Source organism: Janthinobacterium sp. JF4 (assembly GCF_059617925.1).
The window spans coordinates 13429-36853 of the sequence record NZ_JCAQAV010000044.1 but is presented as its reverse complement, the minus strand read 5'-3'; the positions used below and the strand labels follow the sequence as shown (position 1 = coordinate 36853).

Genomic DNA, 23425 nt, shown 5'->3' with positions numbered 1-23425 from the left:
ATATCGTGTGCTATTTAATTGCAAGCGATTTTATTTGGGAAGGGCGTGAATTTATGCTTTATTTTCTTGCCTTTGTCGCCACTACCGGGCTTCCATCGCATAATGGCCACCGTCGCCGGGGCCGATGGTTATGCTTGGCCCACTTCACACCCCAAGGAAAAATCATGACTAGCCTCTTCTTTATCCTGCGCATCACCCTGGCCACGATGGTCACGTACATCATCGCCACGGCGATCCTGGTCGAGAATTTCCTGCGCTATATCTTTGGGCAGACGGAGGGCTTCTTTGTCATCGTCGGCGCACTGCTGGCCAGCGTCGTTATCACGAATGCGTTTTCGCACGTGCGGCGCGTGCGCCTGATCGCCGGCACCGTCAATGCCAGCACCCTGTCGAGCCGCCAGCGGCGCCAGATCGAGATCCCGTTCGAGGCGGGCGAGGCGTTCGACATGATCGACGCTGCCATCCGCGAATTGCCGGGCAGTGAAGTGGTTGAAAGCGCGCGCGACAGCCTGCAGGTGCAGGCTAGAGTGCGCCGCGCGGCGCCTTACACGCACACGGGCTTGCCCCGCATGCGCATGCTGGGTTTCCTCGAGCCGCGGCCGAACCAGATCCTCGCCACCGTCACGCCGAATGGCGAGGCGGGCAGCGTGACCCTGATCTGCGAACCGGCGCGCAATGCCTGGACCGACTGGTTCCTCGTCGACCATGGCAGCAACCTGGAAAACGCGGAAGCGGTGACGCGGGCGATGACGCGCCGGGTGGCGCAGCGCCGGCGCGGCGAGCAGGCCGAGGCGCGCCAGACGGTGACGGAAAAGGAACTCACGGTGGCCAAGCTGAGCCTGCTGCACGCGCAGGTCGAGCCACACTTCCTGTACAACACCCTGGCCAGCGCCCAGTTGCTCACGCGCAGCGATCCCGTGCGCGCCGACGAAATGCTGGGCAACTTGATCCTGTACCTGCGTCACTCGCTGCCGCGCACGGAGCAAGCCATGTCGACGCTGGGCACGGAACTGGAACGGGCGCGCGCCTACCTCGACATCCTGAAAATCCGCATGGGCGCACGCCTGAACCTGCAGATCGAAGTGCCGCAATACCTGCGCCAGGCAGAGCTGCCGCCGATGATGCTGCAAACCCTGGTGGAAAACGCCATCAAGCATGGCCTGGAGCCGAAAAGCGGCGGCGGCACCGTCTGGATCATGGCGCGCAGCGGCAATGGCACGGTGATCGTCACGGTGGCCGACGACGGCAAGGGGTTCAGCGACGACGGCGCCGGCACGGGCATTGGCCTGCGCAATGTGCGCGAACGCCTGCGCCTGATCTATGGCAATGCCGCCGCGTTTGGCATTGTCGCCAATTTCCCCGATGGCGTGACGGCCACCATCACGGTGCCCGACAGCACGGCGCAAGGAGTGTCATATGCATCCGCCTGACATGACCTGCGTCATCGCCGAAGACGAAACCCTGTTGCGCGACGCGCTCGTGGCCCTGCTGGCCGAAGAGTGGCCCAACTTGCGCATCGTCGCCGCCTGCGACGACGGCGGAGCGGCGCTCGACGCCATCGCCACCCTGCGACCCGACGTCGCCTTCCTCGATATCCGCATGCCGGGCTTGACGGGGCTGGAGGTGGCGGCCGGCGCGCTCGACGCCAGTCCCGCCACGCAGGTGGTGTTCGTCACGGCCTACGACCAGTACGCGATCGATGCCTTCGACAAGGGCGCCGTCGACTACCTGTTGAAACCCATCGCCCGCGAGCGCCTGCAAGCGACCTTGCAGCGCGTGCAGGCACGGGCCGGCAAGACCCGGGCGGGCGACGGCGCACTGGCCGGCTTGCTGCAGCAATTGAGCAGCGTCTTGCCGGCGGCGGCCAAGTCGCCGCCGCTGGTGTGGCTGACGGCCAGCAGCGGCAAGGATACGCGGCTGATCATGGTGGAAGACATCGCCTATTTTCAGTCCGACACCAAGTACACGGCCGTCATGACGGCGGAGGGCGAGGCGCTGCTGCGCAAGCCGATCCGCGAATTGCTCGACGTGCTCGACCCTGCCATCTTCAAGCAGATCCACCGCTCCACCATCGTCAACATGAAGATGGTGGCGTCCGTCACGCGCGACGAGGTGGGACGTGGTGCCCTGCGCCTGAAGACGCGGCCGGAAACCCTGGCCGTGAGCCAGCCGTTCATGAGTTTGTTTCGGAATATGTAGGTCGGCTTAGCCCGCCAGGGCGTAAGCCGACATCACCACAGGCCTACTCCGCCGTCTCAAAACCTTCGAGCACATTGACGACATTGATGCCGATTTCCTTCACTGCATAGCCCCCTTCGAGGATGAAGGCGGTGGGTAGGTTCAGATGCGCGAGGCGCTCGCCCACGCGCAGGTAGTCGCCGCTTTGCAGGGAGAAGTGCGAGAGGGGATCGCCAGCGAAGGTGTCCACGCCGAGCGACACCACCAGTGCGTCGGGCGCATACATATTGATGCGCAGGCAGGCCGTTTCCAGCGCGGCGAACCAGCTGGGAGCGGACGTGCCGGCCGGCAGCGGCAGATTGACGTTGTAGCCGAGCCCCGCGCCGCTGCCCGTTTCATCGGCGTGCCCGAGATAAAATGGATATTCGCCGCGCGGGTCGGCGTGCAGGGAGGCGAACAGCACGTCGTCGCGCTGGTAAAAGATGCTTTGCGTGCCGTTGCCGTGGTGGTAGTCGATATCGAGGATGGCGACCTTGCGGGCGCCGTCGTCGAGCAGATGCTGCGCGGCCAGGGCCGCGTTGTTGAGAAAACAGTAGCCGCCAAAGAAATCGCTGCCCGCGTGGTGGCCCGGCGGGCGCGTCAGGGCGAACGTGGCCCGTTCTCCAAGGCGCAGCGCGTGGGCAGCGTTGACGGCGCAGTCGGCGCCCGTCTTGGCCGCCGTCCAGGTGCCGGCCGTCAGCGGCGTGCCATTGTCCATCGAGTACAGCCCCAGCTTGGCCGTGAAGTCATCCGGTTCGATGTCGCTGCGCAAGGTGCGCACGGGCCAGACGGAGGGCAGCGCGTCCTTGTTGGCATTGTCCGGGTCGAGCGCCAGCCAGTCTTGCCAGGCGTGGCGCAAAAAATGCAGGTAACGGGGCGTGTGGACGCGTTCGAGCGACGTCAGCGGCACGCCGTGCGGCGTGACGATGCGGCCCAGGTTGCGCCTTCCCAGTTCGGCCACCACCATGTCGGCCCGCTCCGGCGTCTCGAAGCAGGGCACCATGGTGCCGCGAAACAGCTCGAAGCGGCCCCGGTGCTGGCCGTGCAATTCATTGTAGAAGGTCAGCATGGGGCGCCAGGTGGAAAGTCAGGCAGGATCAGGTGTGCGAACACAGGGTGCTGGCGCGGTAGGCGGCGACGAAATCGTCGAAGCTGCCGGCCGGCGCCGCTTCCATGGCGCGCTGCTCGGCCAGCGAGCTGGCGGCCAACTCGTCGAAATACGCGCTGTGCTCCGGCGTCGCCGGATGTGCGCGGAAGTAGGCGGCGTGGCGTTCGCTCTGGCGCAGGCCGAAGGCGGCAAACGAGCCGCCATTGGCGCGCAGCTCGGCCAATACCTTGGCCGATGGCGTCGCATCCGGGTCGGCCAGCTTGGCTGCCTGCGCCGCCAGGCTGTCCGCGTGCTGCGTGCCGCCAAGACGCGCATCGAGCAAGGCCGCCACGGGCGCGATGCGCGCCAGCAACTCCTCGCCCCACGCCTGCAGGGTGATCTCTTCGCCATCGCGGCGCAGGGTCAAGCCCGGCTTGCGGCCTTCCTTGACGGTGCGGGCGAAATTGTTCGTGTAGCAGGCGCTTTGCTCGGCCGAGATGGGCGCGCTGTCGTCGAGCGCGCAGAACAGTAAAAAGGCGTCGAGGAAGCGGCCCGTTTCCAGGCTGATGCCGACCGGTTCGAACGGGTCGACATCCATGCAGCGCACTTCGATGTATTGCACGCCGCGCAGGCACAGGGCCTGGATGGGGCGCTCGCCCGTGCGGATCACGCGTTTCGGGCGGATGGTCGAATAGTATTCATTTTCGATCTGCAGCACGTTGGTGGACAGCTGAATCCATTCGCCATCCTTCTTCGTGCCCAGCGCCGCATACGGCGGATACGGGTCGTTGACGGCGTGCGTGAGCGCGTTGACGTAGTCTTCCAGGCTGTTTTCGTGCGGGCGCAGGCCGGACTGGGCATCGTTCTGGTAGCCGAGGTCGCTCATGCGCAGGCTGGTGGCGTAAGGCAGGAACAAGGTGTCGTCGGACAAGGTGTCGAGCTTGTGCGGGCGGCCGCGCAGGAAACCGGCGGACAGGGCCGGCGAGGCGCCGAACAGGTACATCAGCAGCCAGCTGTAGCGGCGGAAATTGCGGATCGTCGCCAGGTAGCTTTCCGATTGCACGTCTTTCGGTGTGGCGGTTGCCTGCGTGGGGCTGGCGCTGGTGTGGGGGGTGCTGGCCAGCACTTGCCACAGCTGCTCGTCGAGCGAGTAGTTGTAATGGATGCCGGCGATGCATTGCATGGCCTTGCCGTAGCGCAAGGCCAGGCCGCGCCGGTACACGTGCTTGAGCATGCCCATGTTCGACGTGCCGTAGTTGGCGATTTCAATCTCCGCTTCGGGCGGCAGCTGGCAGGGCATCGACTGGCTCCACAGCAACTCGTCACCCAGGCGGCTGTAGGCGTGGCGGTGCACGATACCCAGCTTGTCGAGCGTGACGGCGATGTCGGCTTCGGCCGGGGTGATGAATTCGAGCAGCGCTTCGGCGTAGTCGGTGGTGATTTCCGGGTGTGTCAGCGCCGAGCCCAGGGCGGCGGGGTGGGGCGTGGAAGCCAGATGGCCGGCGTGGTCGACGCGCAGGGTTTCACGCTCGATGCCGCGCAAGCCGCCCAGCAGCGCGCGGTTGGCATCTTCGGTCAGCAATGCCAGGCGGCGAGTCAACAGGTTGGGCAATTTGAGCTTCCTTTCTTGTGCAGCAGATAAATAATTTGTGCTGAGATTAACCGAATTTTGGCAAATGCGTCGGCGCCGGCCCAAAAAACGCCGCGTCGCCAGCGTCCGCCCCGGGGAACGGGGGCGGCGCTTCGGTCAGGAATTCGCTTGATATTTTAACAAACTGCGGGGGGATCTGGCGCGCCGCCGGGTCAAGCTTTGCGCAGGTGGCTGCGGTCAGCCGAGGCGGGCGCCGCTGACTCTTTCGATGCCGGCCAGGTCGCGCCAGCTTTGCACCTTGTTGTAGCCGGCGTCGGCCAGCAAGCCGCGCACGGAAGCGGCCTGGTCGTAGCCGTGCTCCATCAGCAGCCAGGCGCCCGTCGCCAGGTGGCGCGCGGCGCCGCAGACGATGGTGCGCAGGGCCGACAGGCCGTCCGCGTGGTCGGTCAGGGCGCCCGTCGGTTCAAAGCGCAAATCGCCCTCGGCCAGGTGGCGGTCGCCGCTGGCGATGTAGGGGGGATTCGAGACGATCAGGTCGAACTTTTCCGTGCCCAGCGCTTCGAACCAGTCGCTGGCCATGAAGGTGATGTTGACGCCGTTGGCGCTGGCGTTACGGCGCGCCACGGCCAGCGCCGTGCTGCTGACGTCCAGGGCCGTGACGACGGCGTCGGGGCGCGTGTGCGCCAGCGCGACGGCAATGGCGCCGCTGCCCGTGCCCATGTCGAGCACCCGTCCGCCGGGCGGCAGGCGCTCGAGCGCCAGTTCCACCAGCACTTCCGTGTCGGGGCGGGGAATCAGCACGGCATCGTTGACTTCGAATGGCAGGCCGAAAAATTCGCGCTGGCCCACGATGTAGGCGATCGGCTCGCCCTGCAGGCGGCGTGTCAGCAAGCCTGACAGGCGTTCGGCTTCATCGGCAGTGAGCACGCGCTCCGATTGCGTGATCAGCGCGACGCGCGACAGGCCCAGCGCGTGGCCCAGCAGGATGCGGTTGTCGAGCGGGTCGAGCAGCGGACGGATTTGCAGGGCGCCGACAGTGCTGCCGGCGGGGATCAAGGTTTCTGGCATGGTGCTTTCAATTATTTCTGACGGCGCAGCAAGGTCCACAGCAGGCCGACGCTAAAAATGGCGAACCAGATGAACGCCCATTGCGGAATTGACAGGCCGAAAAACGGCTCGCCCGCGTTTTCGCAGGCGCCATACGATTCGAACATGAAGGGCATGACTTGCGCCGTGAAGATCTTGTTCAGCGCCGTTTCGACCGGGTCGATGCCGCACGAAAAGCCGGGGTTGGCCAGCACGTACAGATGCTTGGCGCCCACGCCCAGGCCACCCAAGGCGCCAGCCAGGCCGATTGCGGCGCCGATTTTCGGCCGGTTGGCCGCCGCGCCGGCCAGGCAGGCGATGCCGATGGCGAGGAACAGGTAGCGCTGGATCACGCACAGCGGGCACGGCGCCATGTGCATGGCATGCTGCAAATACATGGCCACGCCCAGCATCAGGAAACACAGGGCGGCGATCGACAGGAGGACGGTGCGTGAATTTTTCATGGGCGACACGGTGAGGTGGATGGAATCGAGCTGGTCATTTTCGCACAAGGCCGGATTTTTATTGCTTAGCCGCTACTTAAACCCCGCGGTCAGACCCCCGCTTGCGCCGACGCCTGATCCGCCGTCAGCGGTGGAGAGGGTCTGACCCCAGCCTTTAGTCACCTAGCGCGGCCAACAATTCAGCCTGGTGCTCTGCCGCCAGCGCATTCGTCAACTCCGTCAAATCGCCATCCATGATGAAGTCGAGCTTGTACAAGGTCAAATTGATGCGGTGATCCGTCAGGCGGCCTTGCGGGAAATTATAGGTGCGGATGCGCTCGCTGCGGTCGCCCGAGCCGATCAGGCTCTTGCGGGTGGCCGCTTCCTTCGACTGCTGTTCGCGCAATTGCACGTCCTTGATGCGCGCGGCCAGCACTTTCATGGCTTGCGCCTTGTTCTTGTGCTGGCTGCGGTCATCCTGGCATTCGACCACGATGCCGGTCGGCAAGTGGGTGATGCGCACGGCGGAGTCCGTCTTGTTGATGTGCTGGCCGCCCGCGCCCGAAGCGCGGTAGGTGTCGATACGCAGGTCGGCCGGGTTGATGTTGACGTCCTCCACTTCATCGGCCTCCGGCATCACGGCCACCGTGCAGGCGGACGTGTGGATGCGGCCTTGCGTTTCCGTGGCCGGCACGCGCTGCACGCGGTGGCCGCCCGACTCGAATTTCAGCTTGGAATACGCGCCATTGCCGACCACGCGCACGATCACTTCGCGGTAGCCGCCCAGGTCGGAGTCGGATGACGACACCAGTTCCACTTGCCAGCGGTTGCGCTCGGCAAAGCGCGTGTACATGCGCAGCAGGTCGCCGGCGAACAGGGCCGACTCATCGCCGCCCGTGCCGGCGCGAATTTCCAGGAAGATATTGCGCTCGTCGTTGACATCCTTCGGCAGCAGCATGGTTTGCAATTCGCGCTCCAGGCGCGCCATGGTGGCCTTGGCCGCCTCGATCTCTTCCTGGGCGAATTCCTTCATGTCCGGGTCCGCCAGCATCTCTTGTGCCGTGGCGATGTCGTTGCCCGCTTCCAGGTAGGAACGGTACAGGGCCACCAGCGGGCCCAGTTCGGCATGCTCGCGCGTCATCTTGCGGTAGCTGTCCATGTTCGACGTGGCGTCCGGGTGCATCAGCAGTTCGTCGAGTTCGACCAGGCGGTTCGCCAGTTGATCGAGTTTGGCCAGCATGGATGGTTTCATAGCGATTCGCGGTAAAAGTGTGTGGGGATGGTGCGGGCCCGGCAAGGCGGGCGGGGGCGGCCGCGCGGGCGGCCAGCGGGGCTGCGCTAACGGCGGGGGCGGAACAGTTTCGGCAGCAGGGTGACCAGCTGCTTGCGCTCGTCGCCTTGCGCGTGGTGCAGCGCTTGCTGCGGGCCGTGCAGGAACTTGGCCGTCAAGCCTTTCGACAGCGCTTCCAGGACGGCATCGATGTCGGCGCCCTTGGCCAGCATCTTGCGCGCCCGTTCCACTTCCATCAGGCGCAGCGCTTCGCTGTTTTCATGCAAATGCTGGATGACGGGCACCATGGCGCGGTCGTCGACCCAGCTCATGAACGATTGCACGCGCGTCTCGATGATGGCTTCGGCTTGCGCCACGGCCGCCTGGCGGCTTTCCAGGCCCGTCTGCACGACCTTGCCCAGGTCGTCGACCGTGTACAGGAAGACGTCGTTCAGGCGGCCCACTTCCGCTTCGATGTCGCGCGGCACGGCCAGGTCGACCATGAACATGGGCTTGTGGCGGCGCGCCTTGATGGCGCGCTCGACCAGGCCCAGGCCCAGCAGCGGCAACGATGACGCCGTGCACGAAATGACGATGTCGAACTGGTGCAACTGCTCCGGCAAGTCCGCCAGGCGGATGGCCTTGCCGTTGAAGCGGTGCGCCAGCTCTTCGCCCCGCTCCATGGTGCGGTTGGCAATGGTGATGCTTTTCGGGTTTTGCGCTGCGAAGTGCGTGGCGCACAATTCGATCATTTCGCCGGCGCCGATGAATAGCACGTTCTGCTCGGCGATCTTGTCGAAGATGCGCTGCGACAGGCGCACGGCGGCGGCCGCCATGGACACGCTGTGGGCGCCGATTTCCGTGCTGCTGCGCACTTCCTTGGCCACGGAAAAGCTGCGCTGGAACAACTGGTGCAGATACGTGCCCAGGCCGCCCGCCTCGTCGGCCGTGCGGATGGCGTCCTTGATCTGGCCCAGGATCTGCGTTTCACCGAGCACCATCGAGTCGAGCCCGGAGGCGACGCGGAAGGTGTGGCGCACGGCATCGTGCTGCGGCAGCATGTACAGGTGGGGGCGCAGCTCGCTGTAGTTGAGCTTGTGATAATCGGCCAGGAAATGCGCGCCCGCGTCGAGCGGGTTCGGCACGTGGCTGGCCGCATACAGCTCGGTGCGGTTGCAGGTCGAGAGAATGGCCGCTTCGTCGTTGTCGCGCAGGTCGATGCGCTGGAACCAGGTACGCGCCGCTATCACCGCCGAACCCAGATGCTCAGGCGCAAACGCCAGCTGTTCGCGGAGCGACACTGGAGCGGTGGTATGGTTGAGGCCGACGGCGAGCAGTTGCATTTCAGGGCTGTTGGGATGACTTATGCCGACATTATAACGCTTTGTGCCCGCGCTTTGAGCAGGTCAGCCGTTTGCCGCCATTCACCCGCCCAGTTTTTCCAGACGATAACCATAACTGTAGACAGGCACCAGGCGGTAGCCGTGTTCCGGTTTCAGCTGCAGCTTGTTGCGCACGCGCGAGACGTGGGTATCCATGGTGCGCGAGGGCAGGGCCGTGTCGCGCTGCCACACGGCTTCGTGGATGTAGGCGCGCGACAGGGGACGGCCCAGGTTGCGGAAAAACAGCAGCGCCAGGGCGAATTCCTTGTGCGTCACGTCGAGCACTTCGCCATCCTTCAGCAGGCGGCCGGGGCGGGTTTCAAATGTGTAATGACCGAATTGCAAGTACTCGGCGCCATTCTGGGCCGGGTAGGCCACGCGCAGCAGCGCCTGGGTGCGCAAGGTCAGTTCGCTGCGCCGCAGGGGCTTGATCATGTAGTCGTCGGCGCCGGCCGTCATGCCCGCCACCACGTCGTCTTCGCCGGAACTGTTGGTCATAAACAACACGGGCGCCTTCGGCGCCAGTTTTTCCCGGGCACGGCGCAAGACTTCGGCACCGTCCAGATCGCTCACATGCCAGTCGAGGATGAGCATGTCGCAACTGTCCTTGCGCAATTGCCCCAGCATTTCCTTGCCACTCTGAAACTCGTGACAAGCGTGGCCGGCGGCGGTGAGCACCTGGCAGATCAGTTCTGCCTGGCTATGGTCGCTATCGAGTACGGCAATTCGCATAATGGGCTGGAATGTGTAGCAACAAACAGACGGTCCGCTCTGCTTATCGTAATGTTAAGGAATGCTCAAGTGAAATATAACAGAGATTGCAACTGTGTCCAGTGAAATCGGCAGCGCAGGCCTTTACGTTACACTTGTTCCTCTACACCCCCCCTATTCGCGGAGAAATGGCCATGCCAGACAAGAGCACTACCGATTGGACCCTCATACCGGCCAGTCATGCCGACATCGAGCAAGTGCGCGAGCGTTGCCGGCGCCTGGTGCAGCGGCGTGCCGTGATGTCGGCGGGCGCCTCGGCCATTCCCATTCCCGGCATCGACTTGATGTCGGATGTCGGCCTGTTTTCCATGCTGATCAATGATATCAACCATGAATTCGGCCTGACGCCCGAGCAGATCGAGCGGCTGAACCCGCAGTTCAAGATGATGGCCTACCGCGCGGCGGTGGGCATGGGGGGCATGCTGGTGGGAAAACTGGTGTCGCGCGAACTGATCCTCCTCCTGCTCAAGCGCAGTGGCGTCAAGATTGCCACCAAGCAGGTGGCGCGCTTCGTGCCGTTCGCCGGCCAGGCGGTGGCGGCAGCCATCGGCTACGCCGTGTTCCGCCAGATCGGCAACCAGCACGTGAATGCCTGCGCCGCGGTGGCGCAGGAATTGCTCACGGTCAGGCCGGACTAAAGCTTACGCGTCCGGCAGCACCACATTCACGTCGAGTACTTCCAGGTTGCCCTGGCGGTCCAGCGAGATCTTGATGTCGTCGGCATTGACCTTGGTGTACTTGGAAATGACGGCGATCAATTCCTTGTGCAGGGCGGGCAGGAAGTCCGGACCATCGCGTCCGCTGCGTTCGCGGGCGATGATGATCTGCAGGCGTTCCTTGGCCGCGGTGGCCGTCTTCGGCTTGGGGGGGAACAGGAAAGAAAGCAAGGCCATATCACTTCGCCCCAAAAATGCGCTGGAGTAATCCAGGCTTTTCATAGTTGGTAAAGCGCAACTCGACATCTTCGCCGAGGAAACGCGAGACCACGTCTTCGTAGGCTTGCGCCACATCCGTCCCCTTGAAATGGATGGCGGGATTGCCCTGGTTCGAGGCGGCCAGCACTTGCTCCGATTCCGGAATGATGCCCACCAGCGGGATGCGCAGGATTTCCTGCACATCCTGGTAGGACAGCATTTCATCCGATTCCACGCGTTTCGGCGAGTACCGGGTAATCAGCAAATGTTCCTTGACCGGCTCGCCGCCCGTCTGCGCGCGGCGCGACTTGGCTTGCAGGATGCCCAGGATGCGGTCCGAATCGCGCACCGACGACACTTCCGGGTTGGTGACGATGATGGCTTCGTCGGCGAACGTCAGCGCCATCAGCGCGCCATGCTCGATGCCGGCCGGCGAATCGCAGATGATGAATTCGAAACCCATGTTGATCAGGTCGTTCAACACGCGTTCCACGCCTTCTTCCGACAGGGCATCCTTGTCGCGCGTTTGCGAGGCGGGCAGGATGAACAGGTTGTCGCAGTGCTTGTCTTTGATCAAGGCCTGGTTCAGGCTGGCCTCTTTATTGATCACATTGATCAAGTCATACACGACGCGGCGCTCGCAACCCATGATCAGGTCGAGGTTGCGCAGGCCCACGTCGAAGTCGAGCACGGCTGTCTTGTGGCCGCGCATGGCCAGGCCAGTGGCAAAACTGGCGCTAGAGGTCGTCTTGCCGACACCGCCCTTGCCGGACGTCACAACAATAATTCTTGCCACAAATAATCCTTTTCAGATATCTCTTGAATTGTGCAGCTTAAGAGCGGTTCACGGGAGTGACCGGATTGACAGAGTGTATATCGATTCTGTCGCCAGCCAAACGAATTTGCGCGGGTCCGCGCGCCATTTCTGCGGGGAAACCATCCTCGAACGTGCGGTACACACCGGCGATCGAGACCAGTTCCGGTTCCATGGCCAGCGCGAAGATGCGCGCCTGGGCATTGCCCGAGGCGCCGGCCAGCGCGCGGCCGTACAGCGAGGAATACACGTGGATGCTGCCGTCGGCGATGATTTCGGCGCCATTGTTGACGACAGCGGTGATGATCAGGTCGCAGCCGCGCGCATAAATGCGCTGGCCGGCACGCACGGGCGTGTCGATCACCATCACTTGCGCGTCGGCGCCCGACTGGGCCGCCGCCGTGGGCGTCTCCTTGGGACCATCCTTGGGCGGCGCATCGTCGCGCGTCTTGCCGCTGTCGAGGCTCAAGCCCTGCGCCAGGATGGCGTCATGCATGTCGGCCGGCGCATTGCGCACGGCCACGGCATTCAAGCGGTATTTTTTCAGCAGGGCCACGAGGGCGGCCCAGTCGATGGACACGCTGCCGGGCGGCAAGGCCGCCACGTCCAGCACGGCCAGGTCGTCCTCGAAAAAGTCCGCCACGCCTCCCGTCATGTCGCGCAAGGCGGCATCGAGTGCCTGCGTATCGGCGCTATGCAGAATGGCGGAAACGGCGACGACGGTGGAAATCTTGATTTCGATAGGCTTCTGCGACGGGCTTTTGGACATAAACATTTATCAAAGTGAAACTGCGGCAGGCCAACTGTTCCGTACGGCAACAATCGGGAGCAGTAAATTTCTTGCATTCTACTGCAAAAAAATCAGCATCAGGGGCCTGGCGCGTGCTATTCCGCAGGGCAACACCTACTTCATGTCAAAAAAACCGGGCGGCGCCCCGAAAGCAGCCGAGAATGCGCCCTGACGGCGCTGTTCCAGGATCAAGCGGCGCGCATCTGCTGCGCTGTCTCCACCCTAGATTGCTTGTGATAAAATTAACAATGGAACAAATGCAGCTTATCTGGTGGGGGGAAGTCCTCGCAAGAAATCATCGCCTGAAATGGAAGGTTTGCCTTCCGCAGGCACAACAATAAAAATGCATGGCTTTGCAAGATGAAAAAGAATATTTTCGGGTTCTTATTTGTTTTAGTTTTAATGTCCCTACTTTTACTCCAAGAGAAATATAGAGCGCCATCGACGAAAAATTTATATCTTTCGCTCAAAATACAGGGAACGTCACTGCAAAACTATATTGTTGACTGTCGAGGCGCAAGTGGCGGGGTGATTGCGGAGACGTGCCTGCTAAGTGAAGAACCAGATGTCGGAGAAATCGACGAGGCGTTAAAAAATACCCAATGGACGGATTTTTTGGATAACAGGGATGCCCTGTCTTCCTACCGGGGATGGTGCAAGGAGCATGCCCGTATATATATCGGCCAAGGAAAAAAAGGCTGGCAAATCACATACTTATTTGAGATGGCTTTTCAATGTCCTGGCTGAGGCCGAGATAAGGACAGTCTTTTCATGTGTGAAAGCGGGAATGGCTGCAGCATCGCAGTCGCCTCCGTTTTCCCATGACGCTCTTGGCGCAGCAGACAGGGCGGTACTGCCGTGATTATCCGGCGCGTATCTGCTGCGCCGCCGCGACCATGTTTTTCAACGCCGCTTCCGTTTCCGCCCAGCCCCGCGTCTTCAGGCCGCAATCCGGGTTCGCCCACGCATTGGCTGGCCTAAGCCTGTCAGCAGTTCCATGTCCGAGCGGCTTATTTTCATCGTCATAACGTCGGCGTCCATGGCGGCGATCTGCGTCGTGTCGCTGACGGCGGACGCGGCGGTGCGGAAGGCGTGCGTGGCCCAGTCCAGGTAGGCATCCCACTGGCCGCGGCGCAGTGGCAAGCCTTCGCGCATGGCCGGCTCGATGATCTGGATGATGCCGAGGCCGGCCGTTTCCAGGTCTTGCACCTCGTCGCGGATGGCCAGGGCCAGCTGCAGCGCCGTGCTGGCGCGCGGCTGGTCGTCGCGCACGAACGACCATTGCAAGAGCGTCACCGGACCCGTCAGCATGCCTTTCAGCGGTGTATGCGTCAGGCCTTGCGCGTGCACCGTCCATTCGACCGTCATGGCGGCCGGGCGCTGCACGTCGCCGTAGAGGACGGGCGGTTTCACGCAGCGCGCGCCGTACGATTGCACCCAGCCGTGGCGCGTGAAAACAAAACCGTCCAGCTGCTCGCCGAAGTCGTTGAGCATGTCGTTGCGTTCCGCTTCGCCATGCACCAGCACGTCCAGGCCCGGCGCTTCCTGGCGGCTGACGGCGTGGGCGATTTCGGCGCGCACCTGCCGTTCATACCCGGCGCCCGCCAGTTCGCCCCGTTGATGGCTGGCGCGCCGCCCTGCGATGGCCTGGCGAGCCATTGCCAGCGCGGCGTCATCGGGATGGCCCGCCAGCGCGTCCTTCAGCAGCGCCAGTTCCGCCAATTTCTCCGTGGCGAACGCCAGCCAGTTCTTGATTTCGCCATCGAGGTCCGTCTCGGCCGCCAGGCTGAACGGCACGTGCAGCAGCGAGCATGAGGGCGCCAGCCACAGGTGACCGTTGCGTTTGGCCGCCAGCGGCTGCAGCACGGCCAGGGCCGCGTCGAGGTCGGTGCGCCAGATATTGCGCCCGTCGACGATGCCGATGGACAAGACTTTATGCGAGGGCAGCCAATCCGTCACGCTGATCAGCTCATGCGGCGCGCGGATGCCATCCACGTGCAGGCCGGCCACGGGCAGGCGGCACGTCAGGCTGAGGTTTTCTTCCAGCGGCGAGAAATACGTGGCCAGCAGGATATTTATACCTACCTGGTTCAGCTGCCAGTAGGCGCTCTCGAAGGCGCTGCGCCACGCGCTCGGCAAGTCCAGGCCCAGGATCGGTTCGTCGACCTGCACCCACGTCACGCCTTGCTGTTTCAGGCGGTCGAGCAGGGCGCCGTAGACGGGCAGCAATTGTTCCAGCAGGGTCAGGCGCTCGAAGCCGGCTGTTTTTTCCTTGCCCAGCCAGAGGAAGGTGAGGGGGCCGATCAGGGCCGCCTTGACCTGATGGCCGAGCGCCTGCGCCTCGGCCACTTCCGCCAGCAGGCGCTCGGCGGCCAGCGAAAACCGGGTTTGCGGCGACAGTTCGGGCACCAGGTAATGGTAGTTGGTGTCAAACCACTTGCTCATTTCCAGTGCGGCGGTGCCTGCGGCGTGTGCATGGTGCGCCTCTGCGCCGCGCGCCATGGTGAAATAGCGCGACAGCGGCGACTGCTCCGGCGCAAAGTTGAAGCGGGCCGGTTCGCAGCCCAGCAGCTGGATATGGTTGGCCACCTGGTCGTAGAAGGCGAAGTCGCCCACGGTGACGTAGTCGAGGCCGGCATCCCTTTGCAAGGCCCAGTGGCGCGCGCGCAATTGCTGGCCCATCGCTTCCAGGGCCGCCTCGGACAACTCGCCGCGCCAGTGGCTTTCCAGCGCATGCTTGAGCTCGCGGTCAAAGCCGATGCGGGGAAAGCCAAGGGTATGAGTGTGCACGGTCATGATGTCATCGAGATTTAATGTGAATGCGCTAGAGTGTGCGGCAACTTGGTCTATAATCAAAACGAAACATTTTGACGAATAACATGAAAATAATTCACGCATATCCTTCCATTTCCCGATGCTAGAAATCCGCCATCTGCGCACCCTGAGTGCCCTGCGTTCGTCCGGCAGCCTGGTGCGCGCCGCGCAGCTGCTCAACCTGACCCAGTCGGCCCTGTCGCACCAGATCCGTTTGCTCGAAGAGCGCTACCAGGCGCCCCTGTTCGAGCGCAAGTCGATGCCGATCGCGTTTACGGCCACGGGCAGCCGGCTCTTGGCCCTGGCCGACAAGCTGCTGCCTGAGATCGAGCTGGCCGAGCGCGACGTGGCGCGCCTGTCGCAGGGCGACAAGGGACAGTTGCGCGTGGCGCTCGAATGCCATACCTGCTTTGACTGGCTGATGCCGGTGATGGATGCGTTCCGCCAGCGCTGGCCGGAAGTGGAGATCGACCTGGTGTCGGGCTTTCACAGCGAACCGGCGGACTTGCTGCGCTCGGGCGAGGCGGATCTGGTGATCGGCTCGCCGTATGGCCCCGATTTCACCGTGTTTCCCCTGTTCCGCTTTGAAATGCTGGTGGTGATGGCGCAGAAGCACCGCTTGCAGGCGCAGCGCCGGTTGGTGGCGGCCGATTTTACGGGCGAGACCCTGATCACCTATCCCGTGCCGGAAGAGCGCATCGACCTGATCCGCGAAGTGCTGCGGCCGGCCGGCATCGCCTTCGAGCGCCGCACGGCCGAATTGACGGTCGCCGTGCTGCAACTGGTGGCGAGCCGGCGCGGCATCGCCGCCTTGCCCAACTGGGCCATCAAGAATTACGTCGATTACGATTATGTGGTGGCGCGCCCGGTGGGCGAGCACGGCCTGTGGAGCGATTTGTACGTGTCCGTGCCAGATCACCTGCAGGACAAGGCGTATGTGCGCGATTTCGTCAGCGTGATACGCGAGCAGTGCGCGGCCTCGCTCGACGGTATCAAGTTGTTGTCCTGATTAGTGTTGTATTGAAAACAAACCAACACGAAAGCTTGATAAATATCAAGGTTCAGCAATGAACCACCGCTTACAGTTGAGCACTGTGCGGCGCAACATGGCGCCGCCTACTCTTTGGAGAGGGACGACATGTTTTCATTTTCCGAACAATGGGCACGGGCCGGCAAGGCCGTGGTGGAAGCACAATTGATCAGCGCGCAAGCGTATGTCCAGGCCGCCGTCGACAGCGGCGCCAGTGTACTGGACTTGCAGCTCGATGCGGTCCGCGCGGCGCTGGCCGCCGCTACGGTGGCGGGCAATCAGCTGCTGTCCGTGAAGGATACGCAAGCGCTGCTGGAACTGTCGCGCACGCAGTCGCAACTGGCCATCGAACGCATCGGTGCATATGGCCGCCAGGCAAAGGATGTTGCTCAAGAAACCCAGGAGAAATTCGACACTGTGACAAAGGGTGAGTTTGCTGCATCGCGTCAAAAATTTGGCGAGCTGTTGCAGGTGGTAAAGCAAACGCCTGTGCCCCTGATTATTCCCTTCAATAATTTTCTAAAAACCACTTTCGGCGGCGCCGATGAAGGGTATGATAAAAATAAAAATACGCGTCCTGCTCGCCAGGCGTAAGCGCGTTGCGGCCCGGCAGCGGCTATCCGCCGCGCCAGGCCGCCCGCCGCCACCGCAAGCAGGCTGTCATCGCCGCCGCCTGCGGTGCGGCGCTGGAACTGCGGCGCATGCCGCGCTAGAATGAAACGCAGCTTGCTGCGTCTTCCCCGGATTCACATTGGATTGTATTAACACCTTGACCTTGGCCTTCGTGGCCTGCATATCGGAGAAATAAATGGATGATGTCGTAATCGTGGCCGCCGGCCGTACCGCAGTCGGCAAATTCGGTGGCAGTCTGGCCAAGATTCCTGCGTCCGAACTGGGCGCGCATGTAATCAAGGGCTTGCTGGCACAAACCGGCATCGACCCGAACCTGATCGGCGAAGCCATCCTGGGCCAGGTGCTGACGGCTGCCGTCGGCCAGAACGCCGCGCGCCAGGCCGTCATCAAGGCTGGCCTGCCAAGCTCCATCCCGGCATTCACCATCAACAAGGTATGCGGCAGCGGCCTGAAGGCCACGCACCTGGCGGCGCAAGCGATCAAGTGCGGCGACGCCAACATCATCATCGCTGGCGGCCAGGAAAACATGAGCGCTTCGCCGCATGCGATGAACGGCTCGCGCGACGGTTTCCGCATGGGCGACTTCAAGATGATCGACACCATGATCGTCGACGGCCTGTGGGACGTGTACAACCAGTACCACATGGGCATCACGGCGGAAAACGTTGCCAAGAAATACGAAGTGACGCGCGCCGAGCAAGATGAATTTGCGCTGCAGTCGCAACTGAAAGCGGAAGCGGCGCAAAAGGCGGGCAAGTTCAAGGATGAAATCCTGCCGCTGGAAATCGCCAACAAAAAAGGCACCGTGGTCTTTGACAGCGACGAATACATCAAGCCCGGTTCGACCCTGGAATCGCTGTCCGGCCTGCGCCCCGCGTTCGCCAAGGACGGTACTGTTACCGCCGGCAACGCATCGGGCCTGAACGATGGCGCCGCCGCCGTCATCATGATGTCGGCCTCGCAAGCGAAGGAACTGGGCTTGAAGCCGCTGGCACGCATCAAGGCCTACGCCTCGTCGGGCCTGGATCCTGCCGTCATGGGCATGGGCCCCGTCTCCGCATCGCGCCTGTGCCTGAAAAAAGCCGGCTGGACGCATGAAGAGCTGGACTTGATGGAAATCAACGAAGCATTTGCCGCGCAAGCGATCGCCGTCAACAAGGAAATGGGCTGGGACACCAGCAAGATCAACGTGAACGGCGGCGCGATTGCCATCGGCCACCCGATCGGCGCATCCGGCGCGCGCATCCTGGTCACCCTGATCCACGAAATGATCCGCCGCGACGCCAAGAAAGGCCTGGCAGCATTGTGCATTGGCGGCGGCATGGGTGTCGCTTTGGCCATCGAGCGGGATTAATCGCTGGCGCCGAACCCAGGCCGTCGCGCGCTGTGCGTGACGGCCTGGGTTTGTTGCGGTACGCCGCCGTCACGCGGCGGTACGGATCGCTTCAACTAAATTATTAATTTTTTAGCAACAGAACGACACTGAGGGGATGAAAATGGCAAGAGTTGCATTGGTAACTGGTGGCATGGGTGGTCTGGGCGAAGCGGTCTGTTTCAAGCTGGCGGCGCTCGGCTATCGCGTGGTCACGACCTATTCTCCAGGCAATCCGAAGGTCGCGGAATGGCTGGCGACGACCAAGGACATGGGCTATGACTTCAAGGCGTATCCGTGCGACGTGGCCGACTACGATTCGGCGGCTGCCTGCGTGGCGGCCGTGGAAGCGGAAATCGGTCCTGTCGACGTGCTGGTGAATAACGCCGGCATCACGCGCGACATGACGTTCAAGAAGATGGACAAGCCGAACTGGGATGCCGTGATGAGCACCAACCTCGATTCCGTCTTCAACATGACCAAGCCCGTCTGCGACGGCATGGTGGAACGCGGCTGGGGCCGCATCATCAATATTTCGTCCGTGAATGGCCAGAAGGGCGCCTTCGGCCAGACCAACTATTCGGCCGCGAAAGCCGGCATGCATGGTTTCACCAAGTCGCTGGCGCTGGAAGTGGCGCGCAAGAACGTTACCGTCAACACCATTTCGCCAGGCTACATCGGCACCAAGATGGTCATGGCGATTCCGCAGGAAGTGCTCGACAGCAAAATCATCCCGCAAATTCCGATGGCGCGCCTGGGCAAGCCGGAAGAAGTGGCCGGCCTGGTCGCTTACCTGGCTTCCGATGAAGCGGCGTTCGTCACCGGCGCCAACATCTCGATCAACGGCGGCCAGCACATGTCGTAATCGTTGTTGCGGTAAAACAGGAAGACAGCTGCGGCTGTCTTTTTTTATGCTTGCCAGCAAAACCAGGGGATGGCCGGATTTGCCTTAGAATCAGCATTTCTCCACTGCAGCATTTCCATGACCCTCTTACCTGCCTTGCGCCGCGCCAGCGTGGCCGCCATCCTTTACCTGGGCGCCAGCGCGGCCCAGGCCGGTGTTGCGTTCCACGTCACGGTGACGACCGAGCGCGTCAACCAACCCGGCGTGAAAACCAGCTTGCCCGTGCGCGATACGCAGGAAAGCGATGTGGTGCTGGGCCCGCATTACCTCAGCGTGCGCGATGGCACGAGCCTGTCCGTGCTCGACTTTGCCACGCGCCGCCGCTACGCCATCGATACGGCGGCGGGAACCTATGACAATTACTCGCTGTTCGACGCCGTCGGCTTTCGCGTCATCGAGCTGCGCCACCGGCAGGGCATCGCCGGCATCCTGCAGGCCGGCAAGCTGGAACAGCATGCGACCTTGCCCGTGTATGAAGAGCAGACTTTATCGGTGCGGGCGGCAAGGCGGCGCGGCGCACTGGTTCCCCAGGTGCTCGATGGCGCCGTGCTGTGGTCGCTCGACGAACAGCCCCTGCTGCGTCTGGGGATCGCCGGCAGCCCCGTCAGGGGCGCCGAGGCCACGGCGTTTGCCCAGTTTTTGCGCTACACCTGGGGCGGTCATCCTCTGGTGCTGAAGATGCTGGCCGACGGCAAGCGCATTCCCGCCGACTTCACCCTGCACTACCAGGAAGTGGGCGGCACGGTCACGCGCCATTTCCGCATCAGCGCCATGACGGTGGGTGCGCCCGCCACGTATTCCCTGGCCGCCTACCGGCCGCGCCCGCTGGCGGCCGATGCACCGGTGCTCGAAAGAGTGCTGGCGCAGGCGGCGCTGCCGCCGCCGCCGGGAGCCCAGGCGCCCCAGGCACATCTCGCGCTACGGGCCGAAGCGGAGCGCCTGTTTGCGGCAGAAAAGCCCTTCGAGGCGTTTTTGACCATGCTGGAAGACCATTTTTCCACAGGCGAACTGGTCGACAAGCTGTCGCCCCAGCAGATACTGGCCATGCAGGAATGCGAGCCCATCCACGACTTGACGCGGGGGTTGCTGGCCAAGGACCAGGCAGGCATCGCGGCCGCGCTGGCCACCGTGCAGGAGTTAAGGAAGCAAACGGGGATGGAGCAGCCCGTACTGGCCTTGTTCGAGGGGAATCTGCGCGCCAAGCTGGGGCAATGGCCGGCAGCGACCGCGCTGTATCTGCAAGTACTGCAGGCGAAGCCGCACATGGCGGCCGCGTACCAGGACCTGGGCGACGCGCTATACGCGCAATTCGATGCGCCAAACGCCTGGCGCAGCTGGGATGCGGGCCGGGCCATGGCACCGTCGCTGCGGCAATTTCGCAAGGTCAACGATCTGGAGCGTAGCCTGCTGAACGATTACCCCGCCTTCTTTGCCGATGGCATGGCAGGTGAGCTGAAAATTCAGCCCAGCACCAGCCGCCCGGCCAGCAAGACGAACACGGTAGGCAGCACGAACTTGCCATAAGGCGAGGGCTTGCCGCGCAGGCGGCGCGCCAGGCGCGCGGCCAGCACGGCGTACAGGGCGTCGAACAGCAAGCCCACCAGTACCAGGACGGCGCCCAGGCGCAGGTATTGCATACCGACCTGCTCGCTGCCGATGACGAATTGCGGCAGGAACATGCTGCAAAACAGCAGTGCCTTCGGATTGAGCAGATTCGTCAGGAAGCCGCGCACCAGGCTGGCACGGGCGCCGTGCGCCGTGGCGGGGGCGGCTTCTTCCTGTGCCGTCTTGGTCGACAGGGCCGACTGCAGCAGGCGCAGCGCCAGGTACAACAGATACGCGGCGCCCGCCCATTTGACCCATTGCAAGGCTTGCGGATGCGTCACCATCAACGCCGCCAGGCCCGCGCCCGACAGCGCCACGTGGACGGCGCGCGCGCCGGCGATGCCCAGGGCCGTCACCAGCGCCGTGGCCACGCCGCGCGCAGCGCCCGTCGCCAGCACCAGCGCCATGTCGGGGCCCGGTAATAAAAAGGCGCCAGCCAGTGCCAGCAGGTACATCAGGAAGGTAGAATCGGACATGGACCAGTCGAAAAGAAAGTGGGAGCATGCGCACGCTGCAGCCTGCTCACCGGGCCCCATTATGTTCTTGTCGTGCTGAAATGTGCTTGCTTTTCCTGCCCTGCATGCCCTAGTATTTGGGTGGATTCCACTCGTATAAAAACAAAAAATAGATGAAAATTCCAGAAGTTAGCCTCGACGCCACCGATTTGCAGATACTCAGGCTGTTGCAGGATGAAGGACGGCTGTCGAATGCGCGCCTGGCCGAGCGCTTGAAGCTGAGCGAAACCCCCGTCTGGCGCCGCTTGCGCCGCCTGGAGGAGGAAGGTTTTATTACCGGCTACCAGGCTTTGCTTAACCGCAAGAAGCTGGGCATCGGCCTGGTCGCGTTCGTACGGGTCGTGTTTGCCAACCACGGCGGCGAGCAGCCGTCGCAGTTCGAGCAGGCGATCGCGACGATTCCCGAGATCTTGTCGTGCCACAACGTGGCGGGCGAAGCCGATTATTTCCTGCAAGTGGTGGCGCGCGACCTGGAAGCGTATGGCGAATTCGTCTCGACCGTGCTGCGCCGCCTGCCCGGCGTGGCGGAAATCCAGTCCAGCCTGTCGATGCGCGAAATCAAGTCGTCGAACCGCCTGCCCTTGCTGCTGGCCTGAGGCGCCGGCGGCGCACTATAATTGGAACAGTTGCCAGGAATCGTGCCTGGCGCCTGACTGCCACTCCAAGGACCGCCATGCCAGATTCCCTGACTCCCCTGTTTCCCGCCCTGTCGCCGAACCGGCACGGCATGCTGGCGGTCGACGATATCCACACCATTTATTGGGAAGAGTGCGGCAACCCCGACGGCATTCCCGTGCTGTTCCTGCATGGCGGGCCCGGCGCGGGCCTGTCGCCGCAGCACCGCCGCTTCTTCGATCCGCAGCGCTACCGCGTGATCCTGTTCGACCAGCGCGGCGCGGGCAAGTCCACGCCGCTGGGCGAATGGCGCAACAACACGACGCAGCTGCTGATCGACGATATCGAAGTGCTGCGCGCTCAGTTCGGCATCGCCCAATGGCTGGTCTTTGGCGGCTCCTGGGGCTCGACGCTGGCGCTGGCGTATGGCCAGGCGCATCCGGAGGCTTGCCTCGGTTTCGTGCTGCGCGGCATTTTTCTGTGCACGCAGGCGGAGATCGACTGGTTCATCGAGGGCGTGCGCTGGTTCTATCCGGAACTATATGAAGAATTTGCCGCACCCATCCCGCCCGAGGAACGGGGCGACTTGCTGGCCGCCTACGTGAAACGCATCCTCAGCAGCGACCCCGCCGTGTACTGGCCGGCAGCGCGCGCCTGGAGCCGCTTCGAGGGGCGCCGCGTGTACCTGATGCCGCAGCCGGAAGATGCGCCGAACGACGCGCTGGACCTGGGCGTGGGCCGGCTCGAATCGCATTACATGGCCAATCTCGGTTTCTTCGAGGAAGACCAGCTGATCCGCAACATGGGGCGCATCGCGCATTTGCCGGCCGTCATCGTGCAGGGCCGCTACGACGCCATCTGCCCGCCGCTGTCGGCCTACCGTTTGCAGCAAGCCTGGCCCGGCGCGCAGCTCGACATGATCCCGGACGCGGGCCATGGCGCGCTCGAGCACGGTATCGCTTCGGCGCTGGTGCGCGCCACCGAGCGCTTCGTGCCGGGGCGCGGCTTCGCATGACGTTAAAACATGCCGGCTGGCAAAGCGGCCAGCCGGCGTGCGCCACCTGCTACACTATGGCCTGTGCTGGCGCCAGGGTCGGGCGCCGGTGTGAACCCACGACTTTTTATCCATGAACATACAGATCGGCGACATCGGCCATATCATCCAGCTGGCGATTGCGCCGGTTTTCCTGTTGACCGGTATCGGCACCATGCTGGTGGTGCTGACCAACCGCCTGGGCCGTATCATCGACCGCACGCGCGTGCTGGAAGACCGGCTCGACATCGGCTACAACGATTTCTATATGGATGAGCTAGATACCTTGTATCGGCGTACCCATCTGATCAATTATTCGATTTCGCTCAGCACGGCGTGCGGTTTCTTCGTCTGCGTCATCATCGCCATGCTGTTTTTGGGCGATATCCTGAACCTGACCCTGGACAAATACATCGCGGCCTTCTTTGTGCTGGCCGTGATTTGCCTGATCGGCTGTTTTATTTACTTATTGCGCGAAATTTATCTGGCCGCGACGGCCCAGCGCATCCGGCGCCATATCCGCCCGCCACGTTAAGCGG

General features: G+C 63.0%; 23 protein-coding genes and 1 pseudogene. 12 read left to right on the top strand and 12 right to left on the bottom strand.

Annotated elements, in window-relative coordinates:
* Positions 1-164: 164 nt before the first annotated feature.
* Positions 165-1430 carry a histidine kinase gene (locus AC54AF_RS23340; RefSeq protein WP_496638454.1) on the top strand — a complete coding sequence of 422 codons (1266 nt, stop codon included), beginning with the start codon at positions 165-167 and terminating at the stop codon, positions 1428-1430.
* Positions 1417-2199, top strand: coding sequence for a LytR/AlgR family response regulator transcription factor (locus AC54AF_RS23335; protein WP_496638453.1), 783 nt, complete (start codon positions 1417-1419; stop codon positions 2197-2199). Before AC54AF_RS23340 ends, AC54AF_RS23335 begins: the two co-directional genes overlap by 14 nt.
* 43 nt (positions 2200-2242) lie before the next feature.
* Here AC54AF_RS23335 and AC54AF_RS23330 read toward each other — a convergent pair whose 3' ends face one another.
* The 7 genes from AC54AF_RS23330 to AC54AF_RS23300 form a co-directional block, all read right to left on the bottom strand.
* Positions 2243-3286 (bottom strand): histone deacetylase family protein, encoded by a 1044-nt coding sequence (locus tag AC54AF_RS23330; RefSeq protein WP_496638452.1) that lies wholly within the window; start codon positions 3284-3286, stop codon positions 2243-2245.
* A gap of 28 nt (positions 3287-3314) precedes the next feature.
* Positions 3315-4916 carry a glutamate--cysteine ligase gene (gene gshA / locus AC54AF_RS23325; RefSeq protein ID WP_496638451.1) on the bottom strand — a complete coding sequence of 534 codons (1602 nt, stop codon included), beginning with the start codon at positions 4914-4916 and terminating at the stop codon, positions 3315-3317.
* 216 nt (positions 4917-5132) lie between these two features.
* Positions 5133-5963, bottom strand: coding sequence for a peptide chain release factor N(5)-glutamine methyltransferase (prmC, locus tag AC54AF_RS23320; RefSeq protein WP_496638450.1), 831 nt, complete (start codon positions 5961-5963; stop codon positions 5133-5135).
* A gap of 11 nt (positions 5964-5974) precedes the next feature.
* Positions 5975-6445, bottom strand: coding sequence for a disulfide bond formation protein B (locus AC54AF_RS23315; RefSeq protein ID WP_496638449.1), 471 nt, complete (start codon positions 6443-6445; stop codon positions 5975-5977).
* A gap of 154 nt (positions 6446-6599) precedes the next feature.
* Complete coding sequence (gene prfA, locus AC54AF_RS23310) at positions 6600-7676, bottom strand: peptide chain release factor 1 (protein WP_496638448.1); 1077 nt, start codon at positions 7674-7676, stop codon at positions 6600-6602.
* A gap of 86 nt (positions 7677-7762) precedes the next feature.
* Complete coding sequence (gene hemA, locus AC54AF_RS23305) at positions 7763-9037, bottom strand: glutamyl-tRNA reductase (protein ID WP_496638447.1); 1275 nt, start codon at positions 9035-9037, stop codon at positions 7763-7765.
* Positions 9038-9118: 81 nt separating this feature from the next.
* Positions 9119-9808: a response regulator transcription factor gene (locus AC54AF_RS23300; protein WP_101483426.1), complete on the bottom strand. Its 690-nt coding sequence runs from the start codon at positions 9806-9808 to the stop codon at positions 9119-9121.
* A gap of 173 nt (positions 9809-9981) precedes the next feature.
* Here AC54AF_RS23300 and AC54AF_RS23295 point away from each other — a divergent pair, with 173 nt between their 5' ends.
* Positions 9982-10485 (top strand): hypothetical protein, encoded by a 504-nt coding sequence (locus AC54AF_RS23295; protein ID WP_131689578.1) that lies wholly within the window; start codon positions 9982-9984, stop codon positions 10483-10485.
* Between the two features lie 3 nt (positions 10486-10488).
* On the opposite strand, the gene minE is transcribed toward AC54AF_RS23295, so the two are convergent.
* From minE to minC, 3 genes are read right to left on the bottom strand one after another with little or no spacing between them, the layout of a single operon-like run.
* Positions 10489-10740 (bottom strand): cell division topological specificity factor MinE, encoded by a 252-nt coding sequence (gene minE, locus AC54AF_RS23290; protein WP_034752886.1) that lies wholly within the window; start codon positions 10738-10740, stop codon positions 10489-10491.
* Position 10741: 1 nt separating this feature from the next.
* The gene (gene minD, locus AC54AF_RS23285; protein ID WP_131689577.1) at positions 10742-11557 is read right to left on the bottom strand and encodes a septum site-determining protein MinD; all 816 of its coding nucleotides are present in this window, start codon (positions 11555-11557) and stop codon (positions 10742-10744) included.
* A gap of 37 nt (positions 11558-11594) precedes the next feature.
* Positions 11595-12344, bottom strand: a complete 750-nt coding sequence (gene minC, locus AC54AF_RS23280) for a septum site-determining protein MinC (RefSeq protein ID WP_496638446.1) — start codon at positions 12342-12344, stop codon at positions 11595-11597.
* Positions 12345-12725: 381 nt separating this feature from the next.
* Between minC and AC54AF_RS23275 the strand changes: the two genes are divergently transcribed.
* On the top strand, positions 12726-13112 hold the full coding sequence (locus AC54AF_RS23275) for a hypothetical protein (RefSeq protein WP_496638445.1): 387 nt from the start codon (positions 12726-12728) through the stop codon (positions 13110-13112).
* A gap of 115 nt (positions 13113-13227) precedes the next feature.
* Here the strand turns inward: AC54AF_RS23275 and AC54AF_RS23270 are convergent.
* Positions 13228-15161, bottom strand: a pseudogene (locus AC54AF_RS23270) (5-methyltetrahydropteroyltriglutamate--homocysteine S-methyltransferase).
* Positions 15162-15279: 118 nt separating this feature from the next.
* Between AC54AF_RS23270 and AC54AF_RS23265 the strand changes: the two are divergent.
* The 5 genes from AC54AF_RS23265 to AC54AF_RS23245 all read left to right on the top strand — a co-directional run bounded on the left by AC54AF_RS23265 (position 15280) and on the right by AC54AF_RS23245 (position 20642).
* Positions 15280-16188 carry a LysR family transcriptional regulator gene (locus tag AC54AF_RS23265; RefSeq protein ID WP_034783726.1) on the top strand — a complete coding sequence of 303 codons (909 nt, stop codon included), beginning with the start codon at positions 15280-15282 and terminating at the stop codon, positions 16186-16188.
* A gap of 129 nt (positions 16189-16317) precedes the next feature.
* Positions 16318-16803: a phasin family protein gene (locus tag AC54AF_RS23260; protein ID WP_496638444.1), complete on the top strand. Its 486-nt coding sequence runs from the start codon at positions 16318-16320 to the stop codon at positions 16801-16803.
* 214 nt (positions 16804-17017) lie between these two features.
* Positions 17018-18196: an acetyl-CoA C-acetyltransferase gene (locus tag AC54AF_RS23255; RefSeq protein WP_035823614.1), complete on the top strand. Its 1179-nt coding sequence runs from the start codon at positions 17018-17020 to the stop codon at positions 18194-18196.
* A 142-nt stretch (positions 18197-18338) separates the two neighbouring features.
* Positions 18339-19079, top strand: a complete 741-nt coding sequence (gene phbB, locus AC54AF_RS23250; protein WP_034752894.1) for an acetoacetyl-CoA reductase — start codon at positions 18339-18341, stop codon at positions 19077-19079.
* A gap of 117 nt (positions 19080-19196) precedes the next feature.
* On the top strand, positions 19197-20642 hold the full coding sequence (locus AC54AF_RS23245; RefSeq protein WP_496638443.1) for a hypothetical protein: 1446 nt from the start codon (positions 19197-19199) through the stop codon (positions 20640-20642).
* Here AC54AF_RS23245 and AC54AF_RS23240 read toward each other — a convergent pair.
* The gene (locus AC54AF_RS23240; protein WP_496638442.1) at positions 20579-21199 is read right to left on the bottom strand and encodes a LysE family translocator; all 621 of its coding nucleotides are present in this window, start codon (positions 21197-21199) and stop codon (positions 20579-20581) included. The genes AC54AF_RS23245 and AC54AF_RS23240 overlap by 64 nt on opposite strands.
* Positions 21200-21351: 152 nt before the next feature.
* On the opposite strand from AC54AF_RS23240, the gene AC54AF_RS23235 reads away from it, so the two are divergent.
* The 3 genes from AC54AF_RS23235 (at position 21352) to AC54AF_RS23225 (ending at position 23421) form a co-directional block, all read left to right on the top strand.
* Entirely contained in the window at positions 21352-21834 is a 483-nt protein-coding gene (locus AC54AF_RS23235; RefSeq protein WP_034783718.1) for an Lrp/AsnC family transcriptional regulator, read from the top strand.
* A gap of 77 nt (positions 21835-21911) precedes the next feature.
* Positions 21912-22868: a prolyl aminopeptidase gene (gene pip / locus AC54AF_RS23230; RefSeq protein ID WP_496638441.1), complete on the top strand. Its 957-nt coding sequence runs from the start codon at positions 21912-21914 to the stop codon at positions 22866-22868.
* 112 nt (positions 22869-22980) lie between these two features.
* Positions 22981-23421: a DUF2721 domain-containing protein gene (locus tag AC54AF_RS23225; protein ID WP_034783716.1), complete on the top strand. Its 441-nt coding sequence runs from the start codon at positions 22981-22983 to the stop codon at positions 23419-23421.
* Positions 23422-23425: the final 4 nt, after the last annotated feature.